We start from the raw sequence: 24,966 nt of genomic DNA, 5'->3' as shown, positions 1-24,966 counted from the left end.
ATAACAAGCAACTGCTCTGAAATGCTGCGCAGCTGTATCCTTAATCACTAAAGTGCCAATTTCGTACTCATGGAACCTCATTATATCACATAGCCCTGAAAAGGTTAAGCCAATGTAAAACGAAGTTACATTCCACTTATTAACAAATGTTATCACAATAGGAGTTTAGCAGGGTTTTTGCGCGTATGATTAAAGAAATTGTTATCTTATTTATATTTTTGTAAAACTATTGTTAAGTTTATCTGAAGGTATTATGTTAAAATAAAGCTTAGCCTAATTCACGAAAAAGTGAAAGAAAATCCCGTACAAAAAGGAGGACGGCAGATGCAGACTGAAATGGTGCACAACCTTTCTTATGTTAATGGAAATTTACAGGAGTTTATTTCATATTTAGACACTTATTATATCGCACAAAAGCAAGGAGCCGTCATTGCGACGGTCAATCCTGAGATCGGATACGCTGCGGCGAAAGACAAAGGTTATCATCAAGTCATTTCTTCCGCGGATTTCGTCCTGCCGGATGGTATCGGCGTCGTGTTAATGTCACGTTTGACGCAGCACCCGCTGAAATCAAGAATTGCGGGATTCGATGTGTTTCTTGCGCTGCTCGGCCTCGCAAACCGGCAGTCTAAAAAAATATTTTTATACGGAGCTAAACAAGACGTGCTTGACGCCGTTTTGAACCGGATCAGCAAAGAGTATCCGAATATTGAGGTTGTCGGAGCCAGCAACGGTTATGAAGCGGATAAACGCTTCGTCGCCAAACAGATTTCCCGGGCGAAACCCGATCTCGTGTTTGTCGCCTTAGGATATCCCCATCAGGAACAATTTATTTATGAATACAAACATCTTTTCCCTCAGGCTGTATCGATCGGTTTGGGCGGAAGCTTTGATGTGTTCAGCGGAACGGTGAAACGCGCCCCTGAATGGATGATCAAAACGAATCTGGAATGGCTGTACAGACTGTTGACGAATCCGTGGAGATGGAAAAGGATGCTGAACATTCCGAAGTATGCTTTTACCGTTTTGAGAAATAATAAATCAAATAAAAGCCTGTATTCCAAGCAGGCAGAAGATCAAACGAAACAGCTTTAAACAAATAAAACAGCAAAAGAGATTGGTAATCTATGAACTTGCGATCTTTATTCGCCGCTTTTTATTCTATATATCTGTCTGTTCTCGGCGTTTTGTTCAAGCCTGTAAAGCCCAAGAACCACCTGACCCTGCTGGTATCTTTTGAAGAAAATGCGCAGGCTCTCATCCGTTCTTACAAAGCGCACGCTGAATCGCTTTCTTATGAAATGACGGTTTTGTATACGAGACATGCCGTCAGTCTGAAAGAAGAGCTGGAAGGTATCGGCTCTTTTTATCTGAACGAAAAACATCCGCTGCATCTTTTGAAGGCGGTTTTGATCCTTTTTAAGAGCAAAGCGGTGATAACGGATAACTATTTCCTCATGACAAGCGTCTTAAACCGCCGGCCGCAAACGACATGCATTCAGGTGTGGCATGCGAACGGCTCTTTGAAAAAGTTCGGCCTTGAGGATGTGACGAATCAAAACCGTCCGGCATCAGATATCAGCCGGTTTAAAAAAGTGTACCGCTCGTTTGACTTTGTCACCGTCGGTTCAGACGCGATGGCTGACGTTTTTAAAAAGTCGTTCGGCATACGGGACGGCCAGCTGTTAAAAACGGGTGTCCCCCTGACTGACGTCTATTATGAAGAACACAAGCCCGAACTGAAGCACAAATGGCCGAAAAAAATCATCCTGTACGCACCGACATTCAGGGATTATGATATGCAATCCTTTCGGCTGCCATTCACCGAAGAACAGCTCACAAACGCGTTAAACGGAGAGTATATGCTGCTTGTAAAGCTTCACCCTGCCGTTTTGCATCAGATTTCGGCTTCGTTTGAAAGCGAACTGATCAAGAACGTGTCTGACATGCGTCTTCATGATCTCTTGAAAGCCGCTGATATTTTAATTACGGATTACTCTTCCGTGCCTTTTGAATTCGCGCTCTTAAATAAACCGATTTTCTTTTTCACATATGATCTGGAGGAATATGATCAAAAACGCGGATTAATCGACAATTATACGTCCGTCATTCCCGGAAAGGCTTGTCATAACAGCGAAGCTCTTCTGGAGGAAATGACGAAAAAGCCATTTCATGCAGAAGAAATGAAGCGGTTCTCGGACAAATGGAATATGTATTCAGATGGGAATTCGAGCAGCAAACTGCTCCAATTTGCAGAAGAACAAATAACATACAAAAACACCTGTTCACACAATTGAACGGGTGTTTTATATATTTATATTGCCTCCATAGTGCTTAAAAATAATCGTACAAACAAAAAGACATCTGTCCAATTTAATATTGAAAAAAGCTCGGAAGTATGACTCCGAGCTCTTTAACACGTTTATTTATAGACAGGAATATCATAGTAAAGCTGATAGTTATCTAACAGACTATAAAGACTGTACATTCTGTTTACCTGCTTATACGCCCAACCAATATCAGATGCATATTGGTGGCTTACAGAAGGCTCCCATCTCATTTTATACAAGGTATCTTGGTTGTATACGGCATTGTGTATATAACTCTGTCCGATAAATTTGGCCCCTCCAGTAATCGCTGCTTCAGGACTGAACCATCCTTGGTTATATGCATATTGGGCACCCTTGTTCACAGCGTCTCCGTCATATGCACCTATGCCATACATGTTATATACCTTTTTCCCATTATAGGTCACACCGTTTGCCAGCTCTGAGGTACCGTTTCCGGTCTCTAATAAAGCGTGAGAAATCAGGTAGAGCTCATTAATACTGTTAGATTCAGCTGCCTTAATAAAAGCTTCACCTTTTCCTTCAAGAATTCCTTTCCCTTTTAAAATCTTCGTATTGACTTCTGATGCTGTCAGTCCTGCATATTTCGATAACTTCAAAAACTGAAAATAACTTTTATCTGACACAGAAAAGTTTGCGGGGTTTACATAGTAGGAAACTTCTTCCTCGCTTGCTTTCCGCCAACCCATTTTAATTTTGGCCCAGTTATTCTCTACACTAATGATATTAACCTTATAACCTTTTGTCACTGTTCCTATAATATTATTGCTCTTTACCTCTGGAGTGGACCTGACATTAAGAAAATCTGCGGTTACGGTAGAATTTGCACTATTAATATAAGATAGAGATACGTAGGCACTTGAATCCGTCTGCGGGTTCGCTTTTAACTGCTTCGCGACCATTTCACTCATCGTAATATTATAATTTGTTTCCATTATTTGAGGACCGCTTTTCACCTCAACACTTGAAACTGCCCACCCATAAAGCTGCTTCACTTTGCTTGCAGCCTTATCAGCATTGCTTTTTCCTGTAAATTGTTCAGTAATCACTATACTGTATATTGGATTGTTTTTAGTAGTGTAGCTTGCTGATAAGTTCTTTGCCTTAAAGAAACTCAGTCCTTTGTTTAAAGCCGACGATGTGCTGATTTGATCTGTAACTAATTTATATTGCGTGTATGTGCTTTTGCCATTTTGTTTGGCGTTGCCTTTCGCATTATTTGTTTTAAAAAAAGTTAACACACGATCTATATCTTTTTGATTTAATAAGTCACTAACAGTGACTTGATATTGCGTATAAGCGGATTTACCGGTTTTTTCACTTACTGCCGTTAATTTTTTTGTCTTGAAGAAAGATTTGACTTGATTAATCTTAGCTGTGTCCAGCAAGGCTTCTGTCTTAATTTTATAAGTTATTCCTTTTGGTTGTTTTATAGATTTGGCAGTTGCATTAATACCGATTTTCTTTAAAGAGTTTAAACCTTTTGTTACTTTTGTTTTGTCAGCAGTCTGTTGTGATAACAGTTGATATTGATTAGCAGCTGTTTTTCCTGAATTTGATTTTGATGATTTTAATTTTTTTCTGCTAAGAAAATTTACTGCTTTATCTGCCTGTGCGTTTGTTACAGCATTTGTTATCACTTGATAAGTTGTTTGTGTTGACGTTTTCTTTACAGCTGTATAAGTCATATGCCATCTTTTCTTCTTAAAAAAGGCTTGAAGACTTTTTAGTTTTTCCGGGCTGACATCTTTCATTTTCACAAAATAATTATTTGTAGCCCCAACCTTTTGGTAGGTCCCTTTAATTCCAGTGTTATTTTTTATTTGGCTGATGGCATTCTTAACCATACTCAGTCCATTAAAAAAACCCGTTTCTATATTATACGATGTGATAGTTTTTTTATTATTGATGGTTTTGTAACTACTTTTGACGCCTGTGCTTTGTTCAAGCTGTTTGATAAGACTTTTCGCCTCATCTGCTTTATTAATCAAAGAATTCGTTGTAACAATGTAGTAAGACTGGCCTTTATCAGTCATGTTTAACGTGGCATTCAGCCCAGAATCTTTTTGAAAACTGCTTTTCACTTGGGATGCTGTTTTCTCTCCTTGAATTTTTCCGGATTGAATTTGAATGATCTCCGGTTCCTGTTCAAGTTTTTGATAATTAGCATTGACTCCAGTCTGCTTCTTTAACTCTTGAATAGCTGCCTTTACACTGGCCTCACTTGTCAGCTCAGATGTAACAATGCTTATATAAGGCTGCTTCACACCATTCGGTTTAACAGTACCGGTTAATCCTGTTTCCTTTTTCATTTTATCAAGCAAGTTATTAGCCTGCTGTTCACCTGAAATAGTGCCGGAAACTGCAGTATAATAGGGCTGCTTACTGCCCGTCGGACTTGATGTTCCTTTAATGCCTGTCTGCTTCGTAAAATCGCTTAGTACGCTTTTAGCATTCGATTCGCTTGTCAGACCTGAAGCAGATATTTGATAGTTCTTAGACGTTCCGCTCTTTTGATAGTCTGCTTTCCATCCGGTATCTTTTTTCAATTTTGCAACTGCCTGAGAAGCCTCACTTTCAGAAGCAAACTTTTGTGTTGTTTCTAACTGATAAATGGAATTGTCAATATAAGCTGCCTTTACTGAGTCTGTTATCGTGAAAAATTCAAGAGTAACCGCTGACAATAACATTGCGGCAGCCAAACTTTTTTTCATTACCTCTCCTCCTTCTCTATATTTATCTATCACACTACTACTTTTATCGGAAAGTGCTTCAATTTTTAAAGTGAAATATATATAAAAAAAACTTAATCCCAGAGCCGGGATTAAGTTTGGTTTTATATATGAGAAACGATGATCGTGCAATCTCCGTTTATCGTAAAGTCAGGCATCTGATCCGGCAGTATGAAATGCGCGCCTTTTTCAAGCTTGGCGGACTTGCCTTCACAGATGATGGAGCCGCTTCCTTCTGTGACGCTGCACAGCATAAACGGAGCGTCCTGGGTCATTTCCGCCGTCCCGCTGATATCCCATTTGTATACAGAAAAATATTCTCCCTGCACAAAGGTTTTGATGGTGACGCCTTTTCTCGTTTCAGTTGATTCATCTAAAAATCCGTCCACATGAGGAACGGTGGCGGCGTTGACGGCATCGCGGATATGCAGCTCACGCGCCTGGCCGTTTTGATCTGTACGCCCGTAATCATATATCCGGTAGGCGGCCTCTGAATTCTGCTGTGTTTCAAGCACGAGCGCCCCCGCACAAATGGCATGGATGGTACCGCTCGGCACATAATAAAAATCGCCGGGTTTGATCTTCACACGGCGCAGCAGGCCTTCCCAGTCACCGCTGTTAATCATGGTGACAAGTTCCGCTTTCGAACGGGCCGTGTGACCGTATATGATTTCCGCATTTTCTTTACAGTCGATAATGTACCAGCACTCAGACTTCCCCGTTTCGCCCAGTCCATGCTCTTCGGCGTCATAATCGTCAGGATGGACTTTAACGGACAGATGTTGTTTGACGTCCAGTATTTTCGTCAGCAGCGGAAACCGGTCCCCTTCCGTTCCGCCGAATAATTCTCTATGCTGATCCCACAGTTCCATCAAGGTTTTCCCTTGATACGGACCGCTTTTGACCGTGCTCATTCCGTGCGGATGGGCTGATATCGCCCAGCATTCGCCGGTTGTTTCTGAAGGTATGTCATATCCGAATCGTTCGCGTAATAACGTGCCGCCCCATAATTTTTCTTTACATACAGGCTGTAAAAAAATCGGCTCTTGCGTCATGTTCGTTCCCCTCCCCTTAAAAAGCGGCTCATATCCCATTCCCCCTGTGTCTTTTTTAAAACACGGAGGGAGCCGCGGTTAAAAACAATATGTATAAAATGGCTGACCTGCTCATTATACCATTCGGATGGGGCGGAATGCTCAGTCATTTCCTATTCCAGAATAAAATGCCTTGTTTGTCGCAAATTAAAATAACTGATGGAAAGGGGGGAACATTGTGACGATACATGCGGAGCTCGGCAAAAACCTTGAAGTGCTGAAAAAACGGTTCGGCCAAAGCGATGACATGATGTTTTATTCGTTTACGTACGGAAACGGCAAATGTGACGCCTGTCTTATCTATATAGACGGACTGACCGACAATCAATTGCTTGCGGAATATATTATTTCGCCCGTGCAGGCGTCCGCCCGGCATCAAGAGGAACCGGCTGAAACACCGCCGTCATCCATCTCATTCGGCTATCGTCATACCCGGCTTTCTTCACTTAAGGACGCGGAGGCAGACATTTTCTCCGGCAAATCGGTTTTGCTGGCGGAGGGATGGGAGGAAGCTCTTTCGTTTGAGACGGAAACATTTAAAATGCGTGATATTGAAGAACCGGCTTCAGAAGTGCTTGAACGGGGGCCGAGGATAGGTTTTGTCGAAAAGCTTCGGACGAACACGGCGCTTTTGCGCGAGCAGTCCGGTGATCCCAACCTCCAGATCAAAGAGATCACACTCGGCGAACGGACAAAAAAGCGGATCGCCGTTGCCTACATTCGGGATATTGCCCCTGATGATGTTGTAAAAGAAGTGATGAAAAGACTGGAGTCCATCACCATTGACGACATTCCGGAATCAGGAGCGATCGAGCAGCTTATTGAAGATAACACGTATTCCATTTTCCCGACCGTCTTGACGACCGAACGGCCCGACCGGGTTATGGGCGCTCTTTTGGAAGGAAGGGTTTCCATTCTTGTAGACGGAACGCCTTTTACCCTTTTGGTGCCGGCTACCGTTGATGAATTTATCCACTCCCCTGACGATTATAATCAGCGGTGGGTTCCGGTTACCTTTCTCAGGCTGCTTCGGTATACATGCATTTTAATCACGATTTATTTACCCGGCCTTTACATATCGCTCGTTACGTTTCACACGGGGCTCTTGCCGACGAGAATGGCGGTTACGATTGCCGGAAGCAGATTGAATGTCCCGTTCCCGCCTTTTGTTGAAGCGTTCATCATGATTTTTACGATCGAGATGATCAGAGAAGCCGGACTCAGGCTGCCGAAGCCGATCGGACAGACGATCGGCCTGATCGGGGGCGTGGTGATCGGACAGGCCGCCGTTCAGGCGAATATTGTCAGCGCGATGATGGTCATTGTCGTATCCGTTACGGCGTTGGCTTCTTTTACGGCGCCCTCCTATGCGTTCAATTTTCCGCTGAGGCTCATCCGTATTTTTTCGATGATTTTGTCGGCGATATTAGGTTTATACGGACTGATCATGTGCTACCTGCTTGTCGTCGGCCATCTGATGCGTCTGAAAAGCTTCGGTCAGGACTATCTTATTCCGATCATGGCGCAGCCTGGCCAAGACTTAAAAGATACGATCGTCAGACTGCCGACGCCTCTTTTGAAAAAACGGCCGACCAGAAAAGAGACGAAAGATAAAATCAAGCAAAGGTGATCCCCATGAAAAAACCGGAAGACAAGCTGTCGTTTATGCAGACACTTCTCATGGTAAGCGGAACAATGATCGGAGCGGGCGTGTTAACACTGCCGCGCTCCGCCGCAACAGCGGACAGTCCGAGCGGATGGATCATTATTCTTGTGCAGAGTGTCGTGTTTATCGGCATCGTCCTGCTCTTTATGCCGTTTTTGCAGAAAAACAGCGGGGAAACCATTTATGAGCTGAATCAAAGCATCATGGGCCGCGCCATCGGTTCTCTTCTGAATTTATTCATCAGCTGTTATTTTGTCGTCACTGTCTGTTTTCAAGCCCGTTTTCTCGGTGAAGTCATCAATTACTTTTTACTGAAAAATACGCCGATGGGTGTCGTCATATTCATCTTTCTGGCGGTCGGCATTTACCATGTGACCGGCGGGGTCTATCCCATTTCAAAGCTTTATGCCTATCTGTTTCCGATTGCGATCGTCATCCTGATTACGCTGCTCATATTCAGTTTGAGACTTTTTAAGCTGGATTTCGTCCGCCCGGTCATGGAAGGAGGCTACAAAAGCTTTTTTGAGCTGTTTCCGCAAACCCTTCTGTATTTTTCGGGACTTGAGGTGATTCTTTATCTGGTGCCGTTTATGAAAAACCCGAAGCAGGCGAAAAAGGCGGCTGTCTTCGGCATCGCTGGCGCGAGCATTTTTTACAGCTTTACGCTGCTTGTCGTCATCGGCTGTATGTCGGTCGCTGAAGCCAAAACGGTGACGTATCCGACCATATCCCTGATTCATGCCTTGGAAATCCGGGGCATTTTCATAGAGCGGTTTGATATCTTTCTTTTAATTACGTGGACATGCCAGCAGTTCACCTGTATGCTCGGTTCTTTTAAAGGAGCGCATCTCGGATTAAACACCATTTTCAAACTGAAAAATAAAAACAATGCCTGGCTGCTGGGAGGCTTATTGGCAGTGACATTCGGCCTTTCAATGTACCCCGATGATATCAACAGTGTGTTTGCATTCGCGAATATTCTCGGATATGCGTTTTTTGCCGTCATTATGATTCCTTTTCTCATCTGGTTTGTCAGCTGGATGAAAAAAATAGCCGGGAGGAAACAGACGTCATGACACTTTTCATCAAATGGGCGGCGGCGCTTTTCATACTGATGACGCTTTCAGGATGCTGGGACGCGAAGGAAGTCGAAAAGCTGTCTTTCGCCCGGGGGCTGGCGATAGACGAGACGAGTGACCGCCGATATAAATTAACCTATCAAAACCTGCTGCCCCAAAGCGAAAACAGCCAGGCTTCCGGCCGGCCCGTGTTTGTCAATGTGACGACGCGGGGGGATACCATTCTTGAAGCCGTCAGTGAAGTCGCTTTAAAAGATCCGCCTGTTTACAGCGATCACTTAAAAGTGCTGATATTCAGCGACAAATTGCTGGCCGACCAAAATATACTGCAGATGATGAATCATTTTATCCGCGATGATGAATTAAGGCGGAGCAGCTATCTCTTCGCGGCAAGAGGAAAAGCGTCCGATATTCTGACGGAGCCGACGCCGAATCAGCAGCAGCCCATGGCCGCGGAAAAGCTGATCGACCTTACGAACAACGGCGGCTACAACGGGAAGATTTTACAACCGCTCCGAATCGGGAGAGCTTCAATTTACTGCCATAATAAACTCAGTTTTCTCATTCAGGCCGTCAGCAATCAAAAAGGAAAAACGGTGTATGACGGAGCGGCCATTATCAAAAACGCAAAACAAAACAGATTGGCGGGCTTTCTGTCATCATACGAAATACAGAGCCTGAATTGGCTGATGGGGACGATACGGGGCGGCGTGCTGCCCGCTTTGGATAAAGGGGGGCACCCGATTACCTTCGAGATCAAAAAATCAACATCCGCCATCACTCCCAGGCTGAAAAACGGGAAGCTGTCATTTCATGTAGCGGTAAAAACAAAAGGACTTTTGTCAGAGGATCAATATGCCGGAGAAGATTCATTCGATCAGCACTATTTAAACGGGCTGGAAAAGATTTTCGAAAAAAAACTGAAAAGCGATGTGAAAGAAGTCATCGATAAGCTGCAGAATCAATATGAAACGGACCCTGTATTCTTTTCTGACAGAGTCCGCATTCAATATCCCGACTATTGGAAGAAAGTAAAGCACCGCTGGGATGAGACCTTCTCCGAAGCGGCCTTTGACTATGATGTTTCCATTCAGATTACCAACTTCGGAACGATGGGACGGTAGCCTTCAGCCTGTTTTTTCGACACGGAGGAGAATCTGATAAATCCGGCTTTGTTCGGGCAGCTGTGTCACCGGAAATTGCATCGATTGCGCCATTCGTGTGATTTCCTGTAAAAACAGCTGCACCCGCTCATCCACGTGAACATACGTATAGGACTGCTTTTTCACAGTAAATGTCTCTTCCGGAAAGAGCGTGCGCACCGTCTGCGGCGTAAAAAACCGCAAGTGGGTGCGGTCGAGAATGCCGGCGTCTCTGTATGTCCAGTCACCGAGCAGAAGCGGAAACAGCGCTTCGGCGTGGGAAATATTCGGAATGCTGCAAACGATTGATCCGGCAGGCGACAAATAGGATGAGTACGTTTCAATGACGCGCCACGGGTCTTTTAAGTGCTCAAGGATGTCCGCGAAAATGATGCAATCAAAAAAGCCTTCCGGATAAGGCAGCTTCACTTCTTCGACATCTTCCTGCAGAACCGCTTTATAATGCCCTTTTGCCGCTTGCGCCGCCAGCGGGTGCAGCTCTATTCCGTACAGTTCGCAAGGCTGCCTGTTTTGAAGTTCCAGCCCCGTAGCTCCCGCGCCGCAGCCGACATCAAGTATCCGTTTCGCCTCCCGGGGAACGAGCTCCGCAATTTCCGGTCTCGGATGAGTAAAATACGTAAAATCAGTGCCCCATTTTTCCGTAAAACGCTGGCGGTTCTCCGAATATAACTGATTGATATTGATATCCTGATTAGCCGTAAACGTCGCGTGACCGTGGTGATGCACAAAGGCATCGAGGGCGATGTGCAGGCTGTAGCCTTTTTGCAGGGCGCGCAGACATAGGTCATCATCTTCAAAAGAACCGTATCCGAATTGTTCATCGAACGGGCCGATGTCTTCAATGACGCTTCTTTTCACCAGAAGACAGAAGCCGACAAGGCGCAGCACCCGCTTTGTATGATGCTTTTCCCGTTCGCAATACGCCTCCGCGAATGACTCCAGCTCATCAAGCGATTGATATGCGTCATGGATCATTTGCGCGCCGCTGACATAGTTGCTGACGGGCCCGACCATACCGGTTTTTTCAGATTGATACAGCACCCTCAGCATGGAGGTGAGCCAATTTTTCGTGACCATCGTATCGTTGTTCAGAAACAGCAGATTTTCTCCCCCTGCCGCTTCGATTCCCTGGTTGCACCCCTTGGCGAACCCGAGGTTTTTTTCATTTAGGATGACTTTGACGTCAGGCAGATTTGATATGTATTCTCTCGTTCCGTCTGAGGAACCGTTGTCAACTATAATCAGTTCAATCTTATCTTTGTCGGTGTATCGTTCAATGCTGGCCAGACATTTTTTCGTCAGCTCAAGTTCATTATATGTAAGGATAATAATACTCGTTTTCACCGGCATCCCCGCCTTTATCGTGACTTTATACAACGTATGACATATCCCCGTCATTTATGTGACCGGGCGCCCGCTCGGCATCCGTTTTGAGGGGGCCGGTGAATAACCGCCCCCCTAAAACTGAATATTACGGATGAACTGTCCGCCGATTTGATTCTGATCCCGAGCCTCCGTTACGGCTTTTCAGATCCTGCTCAATTTCTTCAAGGCTTTTCCCCTTCGTCTCGGTCACTTTAAACCGGACGAACAGGAATGCCAGTATCCCGATCGCGGCATAAATGAGAAATAAATAGCTGATGCCGACTGCTTCCATTAACATCGGATAGGTTAATGAGACAATCAATGTTCCGGCATGCAGCATCAAAGTGGAGACACCCGTCCCGATACCCCGGACATGCAGCGGGAATAATTCAGGAAGCATGACCCATACGGCAGGCCCCCAGCTGACCGCAAACACAATGATAAACAGGCCTAAACAAATCACCGTTGTCCATGATGCGGCTGCTGAATGTTCAAAGAAAAGATTGACCGCGGCCAATACGAGCAGACTGATGACCATGCCCGCATTTCCTGCCAAAAGCAGCGGCTTCCGGCCAATTTTATCAATGACTTTAATAGCCGCAAGCGTCATGATGACATTGACGGCGCCGATTCCGACCGTTCCCAATATAGACGCGGAATTGCCGAACCCGACACTGGTAAATGTTTTCGGGGCGTAATAAATAATTGTATTTGTCCCGATGAATTGCTGCAAAAAGGCAAGTCCGAGGCCGGCAATCAGCGCGGGTCTCACCCACGGCTCAAACAATTCTTTCAAGCCGCCTTCGTTTTCCTTTTCCGCTTCTTTCATCTGCTCAATCTCATCATCAATATTCTTCGTTCCCCGCAATGATGAAAGGATTTCTCTTGCTTTCTCTTCTTTGCCGATCGTAAACAGCCAGCGCGGGCTTTCCGGCATAAATAGGATTCCGATCAGCAGAATGACTGACGGCACAACCGCAAGTCCAAGCATCCAGCGCCAAGCGCCTGCATCGGCAAATATATAGTTCACGATATAAGAAACGAGGATTCCGACCGTAATCATCAGCTGATTCAGCGAAGAAAGCGCCCCTCGTTTATGCTTCGGAGCCAGCTCCGATAAATAGAGCGGAACGATCGTTGTAGATGTTCCGACAGCCAGTCCGAGAATGATCCGGAAAAGAACCATCACCTCTGTATTCGGGGCAAAAGCGACTCCTAAACCGCCTATACAAAACAGCAGCGCCGCTCCCATGATGGCCTTCCGCCTGCCGAACCGGTCGGTCAGTTTGCCGGCGAATCCCGACCCGAGAATCGCCCCCGCCAATAACGAACTGACGACGAGGCCTTCTGTAAAGGCGTTCAGTCCCAGTTCTTTTTTCATAAATAAAATAGCTCCGGAAATGACTCCGGTATCATATCCGTATAACGCGCCGCCGAGTGCGCCGAAAAAATAGAGCCATTTATTCGAGTGTATGCTTTTCATGTTATGTAGACTCCCTTCATCCAACGCTGTATCCGCGCGGAATTGTTCTACTGCTTCTTTTACCTGTTTTCGTCCGTTTCAAACCTTCCGCACCGTTAATATCCATTATTTTACTAATTATTTTTTGCAAAGCGACGAAACATTTCCCGCTTCCTGCCGTCCAATATAATGTGAACCTGATGCAAAAATAACAGTAGATGTTGTCGAAATAGAGAGAAAGATTTGGAATTTTCTCATTTGCAGAGTTGCTCCAAGTCAACAATTATGGTACGCTTCACAAAGAATAGAAACGAGAGGTAATGATATGGAAGAACGATCTCAACGCAGAAAAAAGAAAAGACGCCTCAGAAAATGGGTGAAATTTGTACTGGTATTCGCCGCTTTCTTATTGGTGATCGCCGGTTCCGTCGGCACCTACGCATTTGTGAAATTGAATAATGCGACCAAAGAAGCGCACGTCAGCCTTGACCGCGGCGACCAGTCCGTAAAACGGATCAAAGAATTTGACCCGAAGAAGGATTCTTTCACCGTATTGCTTTTAGGAATAGACGCCCGTGACAATAAGGGCGAATCAGTAGATGACGCAAGAAGTGACGCCAACGTGCTCGTCACCTTCAACCGGAAAAAGAAAACAGCGACGATGCTCAGCATTCCGCGGGATTCCTATGTCAACATCCCGGGACACGGCTATGACAAATTCGCGCACGCACATGCTTACGGCGGTTATAATTTAACTTATAAAACAGTAGAAAACATGCTTGATATTCCGGTAGATTATGTGGTTGAGAGCAACTTCGACGCGTTCCGCGATGTCGTCAATGAGTTGAACGGCGTTACGGTAAATGTGAAAAGCCAGAAAGTTGCCGATCGTATTAAAGTCGATACAAAAGGAAAAGTCGTGCTGAAGCCGGGCGTCCAGACGCTTGACGGTGAGCAGGCACTGGCTTATGTAAGAACACGCAAAGCGGACACCGATCTGATGCGCGGACAAAGACAGATGGAAGTGCTGAGCGCCATTATTAAAAAATCTAAATCGTTAAGCTCGATCCCATCTTATGACGATATCGTCGACAGCTTAGGGAAAAACTTAAAAATGAACTTATCTCTTAATGACGCCATCGGTCTGTTCCCGTTTATCACATCGCTGAAATCGGTGGATTCTTTGCAGCTGACAGGTTCAGACAGCTATATTTACACTCCTCAGTACGGCAAAAATATTTATTACTTCAAGCTGAATGAGGAAAACCTTCAAGAAGTGAAAACGAAATTAAAAAATGATTTAAACGCGTAAGACGTCACGGCGGGATTAGCAAATCCCGCCGTTTTTCTGTTGAAAAAAAGGACATGAAGGTATAGCCTTTTAACTGAAGGCTTTCTGCTGATTTCGCACAAAGCTGAACATACTACATGAAGCAGCTTTATTTTTAAGGAGGGCATCCATACATATGAAATTGATAGCCATTGACTTAGACGGCACATTACTGAACTCGGACAGTGTGATTTCTCCGGAAAACAGAGCGGCTTTACAAAGAGCGGATGAAGCGGGCATTCTCGTGGCCATCTGCACGGGCAGAGCCACGTTTGATGTAAAAACGCTCTTGAAGGATTTGGATATTCCGATCATTGCAGCAAACGGCGGGACAGTCCATGACAAAGGATACCGCCTCGTCAGCCGGCTCTTAATGGATCAGCAGGCCGGGAAGGATATCGCCGCTTATTTAACGGACAAAGATATTTACTTTGAGGTCTATACAGATGATCATCTGCTGTCCCCATTTGACGGCGAGTCCAAACTGCAGGCAGAACTGGATATTCTGAAAAGCGCCAATCCCAAGGAAGATATTCAGACATTATGGGAGGGCGCAAAGACGCAGTTCAAACAATTCGGCATTAAACCCGTACAGGATATACAGGCGATTTTTAACGGAGACGAACATGTTTACAAGCTTCTTTGTTTCTCTTTTGATATGGAAAAACTGAGAAACGCCAAAGAAGAAATTACACATCATCCGAAATTATCCCAGACATCTTCCGGAAAACACATTATCGAAATCCTCCCTGCCGGTTCCGGAAAGGGACGTGCTCTGACGGAGCTTGCCTCACTGTACGGAATTGAAAAACAAGATATTTACGCCATAGGCGACAGCCCGAATGATTTCTCCATGTTTGAAGCGGCGGGAAACCGCATCGCCATGGGCAATGCGATTGATGAACTGAAGGAAAAAAGCACGTATATTACAAAAAGCAACGATGAAAACGGCGTCGCATATTTCATCAACCGGCTACTCGACAACGATCAATAAAAGGAAAAAGCCAGGTCTTTCACGGCCTGGCTTTTCACGTTTCCCAAAAAAGAAATTCCCAAAAATGAAAATAAATTGTAATATAAAGAAAAAAGGAGTTTCATGATGTCGAATGCAATCGCTATTATAGGATGTTTAGCTTTTCTCTGCGCAGTCGGATACGGAATATTCCACCTCATATGCAAAGCTGCCAAAAAAGAAAAACGTTTTTCAAAAAAGCTGTTTTGGCCCCTTCTCATCGGCGGATTTATCCTGCTTCTGACCGGCGCCTCCCTCGCAGAGCCGGACGCCTCGGCCGTGAAGGCAGAGGAGAAATACAGCACCCTTGATACCGCTTATCAAAAACTGACGAAGGAACACCAGGCGCTTGAGAAAAAATATGAAAGCATCAGTGCCGCGGCCGAAAAGGAGAAATCCGAAGCCGAAGCCGGCAATGAAGAAAAACTCAGCAAACTCAGCCAAGAGATAAGCGAGCTGAAAAAAACAAACAAATCACTCAAACAAGACAATGAGACATTAAAAAATTCACAAAAGAAGCTCGAAAAGACCGCTGAAACGCTTCAGTCAGAAAATAAAACTTTAAAGCGGCAGAAAGCAGAAACAAAAACATCCGAAAACACGGAAACGGCGCAAAACAACGCCCCTTCCTCCGGCGGACATGCCGAAACGAAAGCAGCCGGCACCTCACAGGGATGCGACATTAAAGGCAGCCGGAACGGCATTTATCACACGCCGGGAAGTACATACTACGACCGGACGACAGATCCCGCGGAAATGTTCTGTTCCGTAGAGGATGCGGTAGCGGCCGGATACAGAGCGCCGAAACGGTAAAAGAAAAAGACGTCAGAGACACTCTCTGACGTCTTTTTTTACGGAAGCCGGATGCCGCCCGCATATTTGTCCTTCCAATAAGCGCTTGTGTTCATATTTGTTATGGTAACGCCTGCGGACACGGTGACATGAATCACTTGTCCGTTCCCGATATAAATGGCCGGATTCAGGCTTTCCGCTTTAAAGAAGACCAGATCGCCGGGCTTCAGATCTTGTTTATCGACCGGAACGCCCGCCTGCATCTGCTTGTCCGCATAACGCGGCAGGCTGATTCCTTTCGCTTTTTGATAGATGTATTGAACAAATCCCGCCGTATCAAAGCCGGTTTCCGGTGAAACGCCGCCTTTCAGATAAGAAATTCCGATATGATCGGCCGCTGTGGACACAACGGGATTTTCTTTAGAAATGGCTAAATTGCTGAATCGGCGCACCCCCGTAAAATGTTTTTTCCAGTAATCTTCCGACAAGTAAGAAATGGTGACTTTTGCGGAGCGGCTTGCTTGGATGAACCTTCCCTCTCCCGCATAAATGCCCGCATGGGAAATTCCTTTTTTATACGTGTCGCTGAAATAAATCACGTCCCCGGGCTTTATGCCGCTCAGTTTGATTTTCTCACCGACCAGCCACTGCTGTTCCGCTGATCTCGGCAGGTAAATGTGAAGCTTGTTTTCAAAAACATATTGGACCAGCCCCGAACAGTCGAATCCCTCCTCGGGCGTGCTTCCGCCGAATACATACGGAATGTCGAGGTAACGGGCTGCCTCCTGAACGATCGGGTCATCAGCCAGTTCCGGATCTTTTGTAATCCGCTTTGCGCCAAGATATAAATTCATCCAATAACTGCTTTTTTGAAAGCGTGTGACGGTTACGCCTTCTGACGGAGAACTGTGTATCATCTCTCCGTTTCCGATATAAAGACCGTCATGGACGGGCGCGTTTTGTGTTGAATCCGACTTTTTGAAAAACACAAGATCTCCCGGTAAAAGGTCATTTTCTTTGACGGCGGCTCCGACTTTCCATTGATCACTGACCGTTCTCGGCAGATGGATGTTCTGCCTGCTGAAAAGATAATGCATCAATCCGGACGGATCAAAACCGTCCTCAGGCTCTTCGCCTCCGTAAACATATTTATTTCCGACAAGTTTTTGCGCGTCTGAAACCATCAGGACAGAAACTTGAGAATCCGCTTCAGCAATTTCCGTTCTCGTTACTGCAGGTGCCACAAGACAAATCATAAGGCCGGCAAGGATGTACTTCCTCCAGCTTGTGAGCATGTTTTCTATTCACTCTCCTCATTTTTAGTAGTTTTTACATCGGTAACTTTTAACAAATGTTTAGGAGAGCACACAAAAAAAGAATGCCCGTTATGGGCATTCTTTACTGGATTCGGAACAAACAATATGCCGGCAAGCGGAATCATGCGCTTATTTTGCGCCCGCTGTGTCCTCTTGCTGAATTTTTTGCATTTCCGTGTCAATTTTTTGTTTTTCCTGATCTGTGAGCTGATCATTGTATTTAAACGCAGACATAAACATAAATACCATAATGATCGCGGCAAACGGCCATCCCGCTTTAATGATTTTCATTTGTTTTTCACTCCGCTTTCTTTTTTAAGATATCGCTGTGATCCACATCAAACGTTAATTTTCCATCCTTGACGCTCCAATCGAAATTCGATTCTTTCGTCAGTTCACGTACGACCGTTTTATGATTGATGCTGCCTTTTTTAACCGGCGCAGGCGTCGCTTCATGAATATTCATCGGCGTGACTTCAAAGCGTCCCGTGCCGTTTTTCTGCAGATGATATTGAACAAGCGCCGTGTCTCTCGTTCTTGTCCACCCCTGGTCGAATACGAAGTTGCCCAGGCTGTAGAAAATAACGGTGCCGTGGTACATTTCGATCGGTTCCAGCACGTGCGGATGGTGTCCGACGATAATATCCGCTCCGGCATCTGACATTGCTCTTGCCAATTGGCGCTGTCTGTCATTCGGATCATTATCGTATTCCTGTCCCCAGTGTGTTTGAACAATGACAAGATCGGCTTTCTTTTTGGCTTTAGAAATCATCGGAATAAACAGCTCTGGATCGGCCGGAAGCACACCCGGCGCATTTCGTTTAGCTGCAAAACCTTTTCCGGAAACATCAGTGAAACCCAGTGTTGCGATTTTGATTCCGTTTACATCTTGATACGAAATGTTCTGCTCGGCTTCCTTCAGCGTGAGGCCCGCGCCGACAAGTTCAAGATTTTGCTTTGAAAACTCTTCAACCGTATCCCGCATTCCTTGAGGGCCGTAATCCATCGCATGGTTGTTGGCTGCCGTGAGAACGGTGAAATTCATGTCCTTCAATACTTTTACGGCATCTTTGTTTGATTGAAGGTGGATATTTTTTTCTGCTTCTTTGTAGTTCTTTTTATATGTAACCGGGTTTTCAAAGTTCCCCGACACATAGTCGGATGCTTCGAAGAATGGCTTTGCGTAACGGAAGACACTCTCCGTGCCTTTATGCTTTGTCACTTTCTCGACATTCCGGCCCATCATAATATCTCCGACGAATGAGGCTGATACAAGGTCATCGGCATTTCTTTTCACACTCGGCGTTTCCGCCTTCCCTGTCAGGATGCAGACGAACATCAGGCAAAAGACGATCGGCAGCGCGATAAAAACGTGAAGATTGGTCTTCTTTTTCTGCTGTTTGGTCAGCTTCAGCAGTTTTTCTTGAAAGCTTAATTGTTTTTTCATCGTTTGACACACCTTACATTAGATTAAGTAGTAAGCAAACATAATGGCAAAAGTTGCGCCGCTTAAGAACAGCGTGCTGGCAAATGTAATCGTTAATCCCTGTTTCTGAATGGTATTGGCGATCAGACCCGGTACGATGATACCGATTCCTCGGAATTCTGATATCTCAAACGGTACGATCGGGTAAAGGAAATCAAGGGCGATTTTTAAGCAGATTCCCGTTATCAGCATAGCTGCGAATTTTCTGCGTCCGTACAAAATCATAAATCTGGATAAACCGTATTTGACGATCACGTATGTAAGAAGACTCACTAACAATACGAGTAAAATAAAGACCGGCTGGTTAAAAACGAGCCCTAAATAACCCGGCACGACTAAACCGGCAGGTACGATACCTGTTTTTTCCGCGAAAATTAAACTGATTAACACGCCTAAAATAAGTGAGATGTATAAATCTGATCCGAACATTTATCCTTTTCCTCCTAGCTAACGAGCTGTTTCACCTTATACTCTTGAATTTTTTCAATTAATGGTTCCGCTGAACCGTGGATATTGCCCACGCCATATATGACACGGTTTTGCATTCTTGTTTTCAGCACGTCCATGATTTCGTCTGTTGATTTATATTCCAGATCGTGCAATGTATCGGCAGGAATCTTGCCTTCTTCATAAGCTCTGACGATCGGTTCTGTCGTCTCGCCGATGAGTATGAGTTCCTTCGTTTTAATGTACGGAAGCACGTCGTTTGCGAACTGAATCGTTCTGTCCACACGGTCGGCGCGGCAGTTCATGATAACGATCGGTTCATCTGTCGGGTAGCCGATTTCCTTTACACGTTTCCATATATTTAAAGTAGAAGATGCATCATTTGCGGCAAAGCCGTTTACGAAATGACCGGGCTCCTTCGTGCTGAGCAGCGGCAGGATTCTCATGGCGCCAGGATCAGGCGGCGCATTCAGCATTCCTTTAAACGCCGTTTCTTCATCTATCCCAAGAGCCTGGGCAACGCCGAGCGCAAGGGAAGCGTTATCAGGAAAGACCATATATTCAAATTTTCGAAGGTATTCATCTGTAATTTTAGAGTTATCCGCAATAATGACCTCGGTATTCCGCTCTGCGGCTTTTTCTTTAAAGAAGTCTGTGTATTCACTGTCTGTAATGACAAGGTGACCGTTGTACGGTATCGTCGCGGTAAATGCTTCAGCGATTTCATCAAGCGTCGGCCCCATGACGTCCATATGGTCTTCAAGCACATTCACGATGACGCCGATGTTGGCTTGAAGGAGTTCTTCCTGAAAGATAATCTGATAATCCGGGTTTACCGCCATACATTCACTGACAATGGCATTGGCGCCCCGTTCTACGGTTTCCTTCATTACTTCTTTTTGCTCGCCGATATTCGGACCCTGCGGTTTCCGTTTGATCGGTTTCTCCTCAGGTGTATCCCAATAGATCATCCTTGCATCTGTTCCCGTCGTTTTTCCGACTGTTTTGTAGCCCGCCTCCATCAGTATTCCGGTCGTCAGCCTCGTTACGGTTGACTTTCCGCGGATACCATTAATATTGACGCGTACTGGCAGGGCATCGATATTCTTCTGATGCCGCCTTTTTTCAATGATTCCGATGATTAGTACGGCAGCACAGGCTATAATGAGTAACCACATTGATTTTTGACATCTCCTTCTGTATTGATAAATTCATTCATCAGTATATAGCTTCACTATGAATTCTCAATCGGCATTATGTAACATAATCTTCCCGCTTTCACTGAGCCAAACTTCTCTATTAGTGACGCTATTCTTCCTATTATCGAATTGCTTTTTTTGGGAATAGGCAGGACTTCAACCTTACTTCAATTTTTCAAAAGAAAAATGAATGCGTTTACATTTTCACACAGAAATTCATTTGGACCAATGGAACTATTCGCGTTCCGGAAGAAAAAGATGTAATGATAATCCATCTTTTCCAGCCCGTTTGTATCAGCGTTTTTCGCACTGCGCATACGTTTCGGGACTCTCTGTCCGCTGTGTGCAGACTACCTGTTTTGTTAAGGATAAGGTCTTAAAGTCATTCATTTTTCCCCCGTATCCTGCTTTCAGTCCCATTCCAAAATAACTAGCGGAATGACTGGTACATGACAGAAAAAGACGGGTCCGGAGTGTTTACAAGAAATACACATTTTATATGCGGAAAGCCTTTCTCCTTTTAAACCATTTACAGGACGTTTATCACTCTTTTGAAATAATTTTAATAAATCTTTATATTCGTTCAAGAAATATTCATCCATAATTGTGAAGTTCTTGGTAAAACATCGAGGAACTCCTCTATTTTATAAAATGCATAAAAAAGGAATACCCGCTGAAAACTACAGATAACCAGGAAAGGAGGGGGCTGATGTCTGCGGATAAACAAAACAAACGGATTCCCGGCGATTTTGAATCGGCTGTACGGGAAATGCAGGAGCTGATGTGTGTTTGCGGTGATTTTAAAATACGAAGGATCAAACTGCAGGACCGTCATACCGCTTTCTTTTATATTGAACAAATGATAGAAGAACAGAAGCTGAATGAGTTTCTGTTAAGCGACACCCTGCAGAACGGCCCGCTTGAGGAAACGATGAATGCCGTCAGCAGTGCGGAAACGGATGAAATCAGAAAACTCATTGACGGGATTTTGGCCGGACAGGTTGTTTTTCTCAGCGATGCATCGAGAAAAGCGAAGCTGTTTTCCGTCGGGCAGAATCCGCTGCGTTCCATTATGGAACCCGAATCTGAAAGTATCGTCCGCGGCGCCCATGACGGGTTTGTGGAAAGTTTGGAAACGAACATTCATCAGCTGCGGTTTCACATACAGGACCGCCATCTCTCCGTTCATTATATGGATATCGGGGAAAGAGCCAAATCAAAGGTTGCGGTTATCTTTGTTGAGAATATCGCCAATCCGGAGATTGTCGAGGAAGTGAAGCGGCGCCTGTCATACTTGCGTATAGACAGCGTGCTTGCGCCCGGGATTATCGAGGAATCAATAGAAGATAATTCGTTTTCCATTTTTCCGCAGATCATTCATACGGAACGGCCGGATAAAGCAAAAGCATGCGTGATGGAAGGCTGTGTACTGATCATGATGGACGGGAGTCCGTCGGCTTTGATTGCGCCGATCACATTCTTTTCCTTTTTTCAATCTCCGGATGACTACAGCACGAGGTGGATTTCTGCCAGTTTTTTAAGAGTGCTGAGATTTTTCGCCTTTATGATCGCGATTACGCTGCCCGCTTTTTATATCGCGCTGATTGCGTTTCATTTTGAAGTCATTCCCAACGATCTGATTATCACCATGAAAAATTCGATTGTTGATATTCCCTTTCCCCCGCTGATAGAAGCCATGATTATGGAAATTACGATTGAACTGATCCGCGAAGCCGGTATCAGGCTGCCGAGACCGATCAGTCAGACGATCGGCATTGTCGGCGGTCTCGTGATCGGTGACGCAGTCGTTCAGGCGGGACTCATTTCTAATATGATGATTATCGTCGTAGCCGTTACGGCTGTTTCTTCTTTTGTGCTTCCTTCATATGAAATGAGCACGTCCATCCGAACGCTCAGATTTCCGCTTATGTTTCTGGCATCCTCGTTCGGTTTTATCGGCATCGCACTCGGCTTCGGGCTTATTCTGATGAACCTGTGCAAGCTTGAATCACTCGGCGTTCCTTATTTATCATCTCTGACGCCGTTTCATTTCAGTGACTTGAAGGATGCATTTATCCGGCTGCCGGCTTGGTTTATTAAAAGAAGGCCTTTTTATTTGAGACCGCAAGACTCAAAGCAGATGAAACATGTTCGGGGGTGGAGAAAAGATGAAGCCTAAAAAAATAAGCCCGCTTCAAGGCGTGTTTTTCATTAATCAGACGCAGATCAGCATCGGCATTTTGGCGCTGCCCCATTTACTGATGATGAAATCGGGAAGCAGCGGATGGATTTCCATTCTGCTTACCGGATTGCTCGTCCAGCTTACATTCAGCCTGTATATGATATTATTTCACCGGTTTCCGAAGCTGAACCTGTACGAAATGCTGGAGGAGGTGTTCGGAACACTTGCCGGCAAAGGGGTGCAGGTGCTGTATATTTTATATTTCGCGTTTCTCTGCACGCTCATTCTTTCTGTATTTACACGGATATTGGATATCTGGGTGCTCCCTCAGACTCCGAATTGGGTGATCAGCTTAATGCTGATCCTCGGTTCTGTCTATATCGCCCAGGCTCCGCTGAATGCGATCGCCAGGTTCAGCTTTATTTTAACGCCGTTTTTGCTGCTGATCTCTCTGCCGCTTTTATACACGCTGGGAAAAGCCGATATCACATACATTATGCCGATTTTTCACGGAACCGCAAAAGACATGCTTACCGGGGTGCAGCAAACACTTGTCAGCATTACCGGCTTTCAGGCGGCGCTCGTGATCGGGCCCCTAATCAACTGCACCGTCAGCCAGCGCTACAAAATACTGACGATTTCAAACATCTTGATTATCCTTTATTACCTGTATATCACCCTTACTTGCTTTGTCACAATCAGCCCCGAAGAAATAAAAATGATCCCGGAGCCTGTGCTGTACCTGTTAAAAACCGTTTCATTCAGAATTATCGAACGGACGGATCTGCTCTTTTTGACGTTTTGGTTCGTGACCGTCTTTTCAACGCTGGCCAACGTGTTTTACTTGGCAAGCACCGGCATTGCCAAGCTGTTCAATCAAAAAGATCACAGCCGGTTTGTTTATCCGCTGGCCCTGCTCGTCTTCCTTCTGTCTATTTGGGCCACAAGCACAGATAAAACGATACAGCAGCTGGATCAGTTTTTCCGCATTTCCGATATTGTGTTTGTGTATTTGTTTCCGTTGTTTATGGTATTGATTGTCCTTGTACGCAAAAAGGGTGTCCGCCATGCGCATTAAAAAAGCGGTTCTTATCAGTCTCATGTGCGCAAGCCTGACACTTGCGGGCTGCTGGGATCAAAATTTGCTGAAAGATATTTCTCTCGTGCTGACCGCAAGCCTTGATGTTGATCATGACGGTAAAAATAAAATCGGCATCACCTATCGGAAGGTTCAGTCCTCCCAGGCGGAACAGGAAACGGGCGGCTCATTCATTACGACGGTGCTCAGCGCTTCCGGGCACACCATCCGTGAAGCGCGGTTTCAATTGGATAAGCTTGTCGATCAGCGCATTGACACGTCCAAGCAAAGAGTCTTATTAATCGGTGAGAAAATGGCGGAAAAACCGCTTTTTCCTTATCTCGATGTCTTTTACAGAGATCCGAAAAGCCCGCTTCTCGCTCATCCGGCGGTTGTAAAAGACGGCGAGGCGATTGAAGTGCTGAAGCTGATCGTCCGGCAGAAATTGATCGTCAGCAAGTATTTAACGAATTTATTAACAAGCGCTAATGCGGAATCAAATATCAGCATGGAAAATTTGCAATCCATCCGTTCAAGCATGCTGACGGCTGATAAGGATTTCGCCCTTCCTTATTTATCGATTAACGGACAGACGATAAAGGTAGAGGGTTCTGCCCTGTTCAGCGGCCAGCGAAAAGTGACTGAGGTGCTCGGTCAGGATTCGACCCTCCTGACCCTTTTAAGCGGGCAATTTAATAAATCGGCTAATATTAATCTGAAGCTGTGGGACAAATACAAAATGGATATTGAAAATTATCTTTCTCTCGGCATCACGGATGCCACGCGAAAGATTGTATTTATAGATACAGATCCGCAGCATATAAAAGTGAAAATCCGTTTAAAACTGAATGCACGCGTCTTGGAATATCCAAAGGACAAGCTGAATTCTTATACGGCAATCGACCAAATAAACAAACAAGCCTCAGCAAATTTGAACAGCCAGGCCAGATCGGTGATCAGCCATATTCAGGAGCACAACTCGGATATCCTCGGCATCGGCCGGAAATATCAAACCCATTATTATGAGCGGGGCAAGCGGCTCAATTGGCGTGGGGTCTATCCTTCCATCGAGATAATCCCTGATATTAAAGTGAATATCTCACAAATCGGCATCGTGAACTAAAAGAGACCCCGGTCTCTTTTTTTGTTGCCAACCGAAATGATTCGTGTTACTCTTTTTATGTAAACGGTTACATAGTTGAAGGAGGAGTGTTT

At 45.1% G+C, this 24,966-nt stretch carries 20 protein-coding genes; 11 read left to right on the top strand and 9 right to left on the bottom strand.

What is annotated here, in order from left to right:
* Positions 1 to 324: 324 nt before the first annotated feature.
* Both BZ167_RS12325 and BZ167_RS12320 read left to right on the top strand, forming a co-directional pair.
* The gene (locus BZ167_RS12325) at positions 325 to 1,095 is read left to right on the top strand and encodes a WecB/TagA/CpsF family glycosyltransferase (protein ID WP_012118587.1); all 771 of its coding nucleotides are present in this window, start codon (positions 325 to 327) and stop codon (positions 1,093 to 1,095) included.
* A 32-nt stretch (positions 1,096 to 1,127) separates the two neighbouring features.
* The gene (locus tag BZ167_RS12320) at positions 1,128 to 2,297 is read left to right on the top strand and encodes a CDP-glycerol glycerophosphotransferase family protein (RefSeq protein WP_060673959.1); all 1,170 of its coding nucleotides are present in this window, start codon (positions 1,128 to 1,130) and stop codon (positions 2,295 to 2,297) included.
* A gap of 125 nt (positions 2,298 to 2,422) precedes the next feature.
* Here BZ167_RS12320 and BZ167_RS12315 read toward each other — a convergent pair whose 3' ends face one another.
* Positions 2,423 to 5,062, bottom strand: a complete 2,640-nt coding sequence (locus tag BZ167_RS12315) for an N-acetylglucosaminidase (RefSeq protein WP_060673957.1) — start codon at positions 5,060 to 5,062, stop codon at positions 2,423 to 2,425.
* A 122-nt stretch (positions 5,063 to 5,184) separates the two neighbouring features.
* Positions 5,185 to 6,135, bottom strand: coding sequence for a mannose-6-phosphate isomerase, class I (manA, locus tag BZ167_RS12310; protein WP_015418352.1), 951 nt, complete (start codon positions 6,133 to 6,135; stop codon positions 5,185 to 5,187).
* A 217-nt stretch (positions 6,136 to 6,352) separates the two neighbouring features.
* Between manA and BZ167_RS12305 the strand changes: the two genes are divergently transcribed.
* Genes BZ167_RS12305 through BZ167_RS12295 form a run of 3 tightly spaced genes read left to right on the top strand, consistent with a single transcriptional unit; the run spans position 6,353 to position 10,043 of the window.
* On the top strand, positions 6,353 to 7,804 hold the full coding sequence (locus BZ167_RS12305) for a spore germination protein GerBA (RefSeq protein WP_040238810.1): 1,452 nt from the start codon (positions 6,353 to 6,355) through the stop codon (positions 7,802 to 7,804).
* A 5-nt stretch (positions 7,805 to 7,809) separates the two neighbouring features.
* Positions 7,810 to 8,916: a GerAB/ArcD/ProY family transporter gene (locus BZ167_RS12300; RefSeq protein WP_015418354.1), complete on the top strand. Its 1,107-nt coding sequence runs from the start codon at positions 7,810 to 7,812 to the stop codon at positions 8,914 to 8,916.
* Positions 8,913 to 10,043, top strand: a complete 1,131-nt coding sequence (locus BZ167_RS12295) for a Ger(x)C family spore germination protein (RefSeq protein ID WP_060673951.1) — start codon at positions 8,913 to 8,915, stop codon at positions 10,041 to 10,043. Before BZ167_RS12300 ends, BZ167_RS12295 begins: the two co-directional genes overlap by 4 nt.
* A 3-nt stretch (positions 10,044 to 10,046) precedes the next feature.
* On the opposite strand, the gene BZ167_RS12290 is transcribed toward BZ167_RS12295, so the two are convergent.
* Together BZ167_RS12290 and BZ167_RS12285 are read right to left on the bottom strand one after the other, a co-directional pair.
* Positions 10,047 to 11,459, bottom strand: coding sequence for a bifunctional glycosyltransferase family 2 protein/class I SAM-dependent methyltransferase (locus BZ167_RS12290; RefSeq protein WP_077392091.1), 1,413 nt, complete (start codon positions 11,457 to 11,459; stop codon positions 10,047 to 10,049).
* A gap of 94 nt (positions 11,460 to 11,553) precedes the next feature.
* Positions 11,554 to 12,930 (bottom strand): sugar porter family MFS transporter, encoded by a 1,377-nt coding sequence (locus tag BZ167_RS12285; protein ID WP_015418357.1) that lies wholly within the window; start codon positions 12,928 to 12,930, stop codon positions 11,554 to 11,556.
* A gap of 304 nt (positions 12,931 to 13,234) precedes the next feature.
* Between BZ167_RS12285 and BZ167_RS12280 the strand changes: the two genes are divergently transcribed.
* The 3 genes from BZ167_RS12280 to BZ167_RS12270 all read left to right on the top strand — a co-directional run bounded on the left by BZ167_RS12280 (position 13,235) and on the right by BZ167_RS12270 (position 16,064).
* Positions 13,235 to 14,221, top strand: a complete 987-nt coding sequence (locus tag BZ167_RS12280) for an LCP family protein (RefSeq protein ID WP_015418358.1) — start codon at positions 13,235 to 13,237, stop codon at positions 14,219 to 14,221.
* Positions 14,222 to 14,375: 154 nt separating this feature from the next.
* Complete coding sequence (locus BZ167_RS12275; protein WP_077392090.1) at positions 14,376 to 15,233, top strand: Cof-type HAD-IIB family hydrolase; 858 nt, start codon at positions 14,376 to 14,378, stop codon at positions 15,231 to 15,233.
* Between the two features lie 105 nt (positions 15,234 to 15,338).
* Positions 15,339 to 16,064, top strand: a complete 726-nt coding sequence (locus BZ167_RS12270; RefSeq protein ID WP_007407513.1) for a sunset domain-containing protein — start codon at positions 15,339 to 15,341, stop codon at positions 16,062 to 16,064.
* Between the two features lie 38 nt (positions 16,065 to 16,102).
* Here the strand turns inward: BZ167_RS12270 and BZ167_RS12265 are convergent, their stop codons facing one another.
* The 5 genes from BZ167_RS12265 to pgsB all read right to left on the bottom strand — a co-directional run bounded on the left by BZ167_RS12265 (position 16,103) and on the right by pgsB (position 20,470).
* Positions 16,103 to 17,338, bottom strand: a complete 1,236-nt coding sequence (locus BZ167_RS12265) for a C40 family peptidase (protein WP_015418360.1) — start codon at positions 17,336 to 17,338, stop codon at positions 16,103 to 16,105.
* Between the two features lie 150 nt (positions 17,339 to 17,488).
* Positions 17,489 to 17,650 carry an extrachromosomal elements maintenance protein EdmS gene (locus BZ167_RS20145; protein ID WP_003151344.1) on the bottom strand — a complete coding sequence of 54 codons (162 nt, stop codon included), beginning with the start codon at positions 17,648 to 17,650 and terminating at the stop codon, positions 17,489 to 17,491.
* Positions 17,651 to 17,657: 7 nt separating this feature from the next.
* On the bottom strand, positions 17,658 to 18,806 hold the full coding sequence (locus BZ167_RS12260; RefSeq protein WP_061860928.1) for a CapA family protein: 1,149 nt from the start codon (positions 18,804 to 18,806) through the stop codon (positions 17,658 to 17,660).
* Positions 18,807 to 18,824: 18 nt separating this feature from the next.
* Positions 18,825 to 19,274 (bottom strand): poly-gamma-glutamate biosynthesis protein PgsC, encoded by a 450-nt coding sequence (gene pgsC, locus BZ167_RS12255; protein ID WP_003151340.1) that lies wholly within the window; start codon positions 19,272 to 19,274, stop codon positions 18,825 to 18,827.
* A gap of 14 nt (positions 19,275 to 19,288) precedes the next feature.
* Entirely contained in the window at positions 19,289 to 20,470 is a 1,182-nt protein-coding gene (pgsB, locus tag BZ167_RS12250) for a poly-gamma-glutamate synthase PgsB (protein ID WP_003151337.1), read from the bottom strand.
* Positions 20,471 to 21,200: 730 nt separating this feature from the next.
* Here pgsB and BZ167_RS12240 point away from each other — a divergent pair.
* Genes BZ167_RS12240 through BZ167_RS12230 form a run of 3 tightly spaced genes read left to right on the top strand, consistent with a single transcriptional unit; the run spans position 21,201 to position 24,874 of the window.
* Positions 21,201 to 22,670: a spore germination protein gene (locus tag BZ167_RS12240; RefSeq protein WP_015240716.1), complete on the top strand. Its 1,470-nt coding sequence runs from the start codon at positions 21,201 to 21,203 to the stop codon at positions 22,668 to 22,670.
* Positions 22,660 to 23,751 carry a GerAB/ArcD/ProY family transporter gene (locus BZ167_RS12235; protein ID WP_032867468.1) on the top strand — a complete coding sequence of 364 codons (1,092 nt, stop codon included), beginning with the start codon at positions 22,660 to 22,662 and terminating at the stop codon, positions 23,749 to 23,751. The genes BZ167_RS12240 and BZ167_RS12235 overlap by 11 nt, the downstream gene beginning before the upstream one ends.
* On the top strand, positions 23,741 to 24,874 hold the full coding sequence (locus BZ167_RS12230; RefSeq protein WP_039253592.1) for a Ger(x)C family spore germination protein: 1,134 nt from the start codon (positions 23,741 to 23,743) through the stop codon (positions 24,872 to 24,874). The genes BZ167_RS12235 and BZ167_RS12230 overlap by 11 nt, the downstream gene beginning before the upstream one ends.
* The last annotated feature ends 92 nt before the right edge of the window (positions 24,875 to 24,966 follow it).

Origin of the sequence: Bacillus sp. 275 (genome assembly GCF_001999205.1) — a bacterium.
Taxonomy (GTDB): domain Bacteria; phylum Bacillota; class Bacilli; order Bacillales; family Bacillaceae; genus Bacillus; species Bacillus velezensis.
The sequence above is the reverse complement of the archived record's forward strand: the minus strand, read 5'-3'. Positions and strand labels throughout refer to the sequence as shown.

Bases quoted from the DNA above. Each gene is read 5' to 3' on its own strand.
- BZ167_RS12325 (WP_012118587.1), top strand. From the start codon at position 325: ATGCAGACTGAAATGGTGCACAACCTTTCTTATGTTAATGGAAATTTA.
- BZ167_RS12320 (WP_060673959.1), top strand. From the start codon at position 1,128: ATGAACTTGCGATCTTTATTCGCCGCTTTTTATTCTATATATCTGTCT.
- BZ167_RS12315 (WP_060673957.1), bottom strand. From the start codon at position 5,062: ATGAAAAAAAGTTTGGCTGCCGCAATGTTATTGTCAGCGGTTACTCTT.
- manA (WP_015418352.1), bottom strand. From the start codon at position 6,135: ATGACGCAAGAGCCGATTTTTTTACAGCCTGTATGTAAAGAAAAATTA.
- BZ167_RS12300 (WP_015418354.1), top strand. From the start codon at position 7,810: ATGAAAAAACCGGAAGACAAGCTGTCGTTTATGCAGACACTTCTCATG.
- BZ167_RS12295 (WP_060673951.1), top strand. From the start codon at position 8,913: ATGACACTTTTCATCAAATGGGCGGCGGCGCTTTTCATACTGATGACG.
- BZ167_RS12285 (WP_015418357.1), bottom strand. From the start codon at position 12,930: ATGAAAAGCATACACTCGAATAAATGGCTCTATTTTTTCGGCGCACTC.
- BZ167_RS12280 (WP_015418358.1), top strand. From the start codon at position 13,235: ATGGAAGAACGATCTCAACGCAGAAAAAAGAAAAGACGCCTCAGAAAA.
- BZ167_RS12275 (WP_077392090.1), top strand. From the start codon at position 14,376: ATGAAATTGATAGCCATTGACTTAGACGGCACATTACTGAACTCGGAC.
- BZ167_RS12270 (WP_007407513.1), top strand. From the start codon at position 15,339: ATGTCGAATGCAATCGCTATTATAGGATGTTTAGCTTTTCTCTGCGCA.
- BZ167_RS12265 (WP_015418360.1), bottom strand. From the start codon at position 17,338: ATGCTCACAAGCTGGAGGAAGTACATCCTTGCCGGCCTTATGATTTGT.
- BZ167_RS20145 (WP_003151344.1), bottom strand. From the start codon at position 17,650: ATGAAAATCATTAAAGCGGGATGGCCGTTTGCCGCGATCATTATGGTA.
- BZ167_RS12260 (WP_061860928.1), bottom strand. From the start codon at position 18,806: ATGAAAAAACAATTAAGCTTTCAAGAAAAACTGCTGAAGCTGACCAAA.
- pgsC (WP_003151340.1), bottom strand. From the start codon at position 19,274: ATGTTCGGATCAGATTTATACATCTCACTTATTTTAGGCGTGTTAATC.
- pgsB (WP_003151337.1), bottom strand. From the start codon at position 20,470: ATGTGGTTACTCATTATAGCCTGTGCTGCCGTACTAATCATCGGAATC.
- BZ167_RS12240 (WP_015240716.1), top strand. From the start codon at position 21,201: ATGTCTGCGGATAAACAAAACAAACGGATTCCCGGCGATTTTGAATCG.
- BZ167_RS12235 (WP_032867468.1), top strand. From the start codon at position 22,660: ATGAAGCCTAAAAAAATAAGCCCGCTTCAAGGCGTGTTTTTCATTAAT.
- BZ167_RS12230 (WP_039253592.1), top strand. From the start codon at position 23,741: ATGCGCATTAAAAAAGCGGTTCTTATCAGTCTCATGTGCGCAAGCCTG.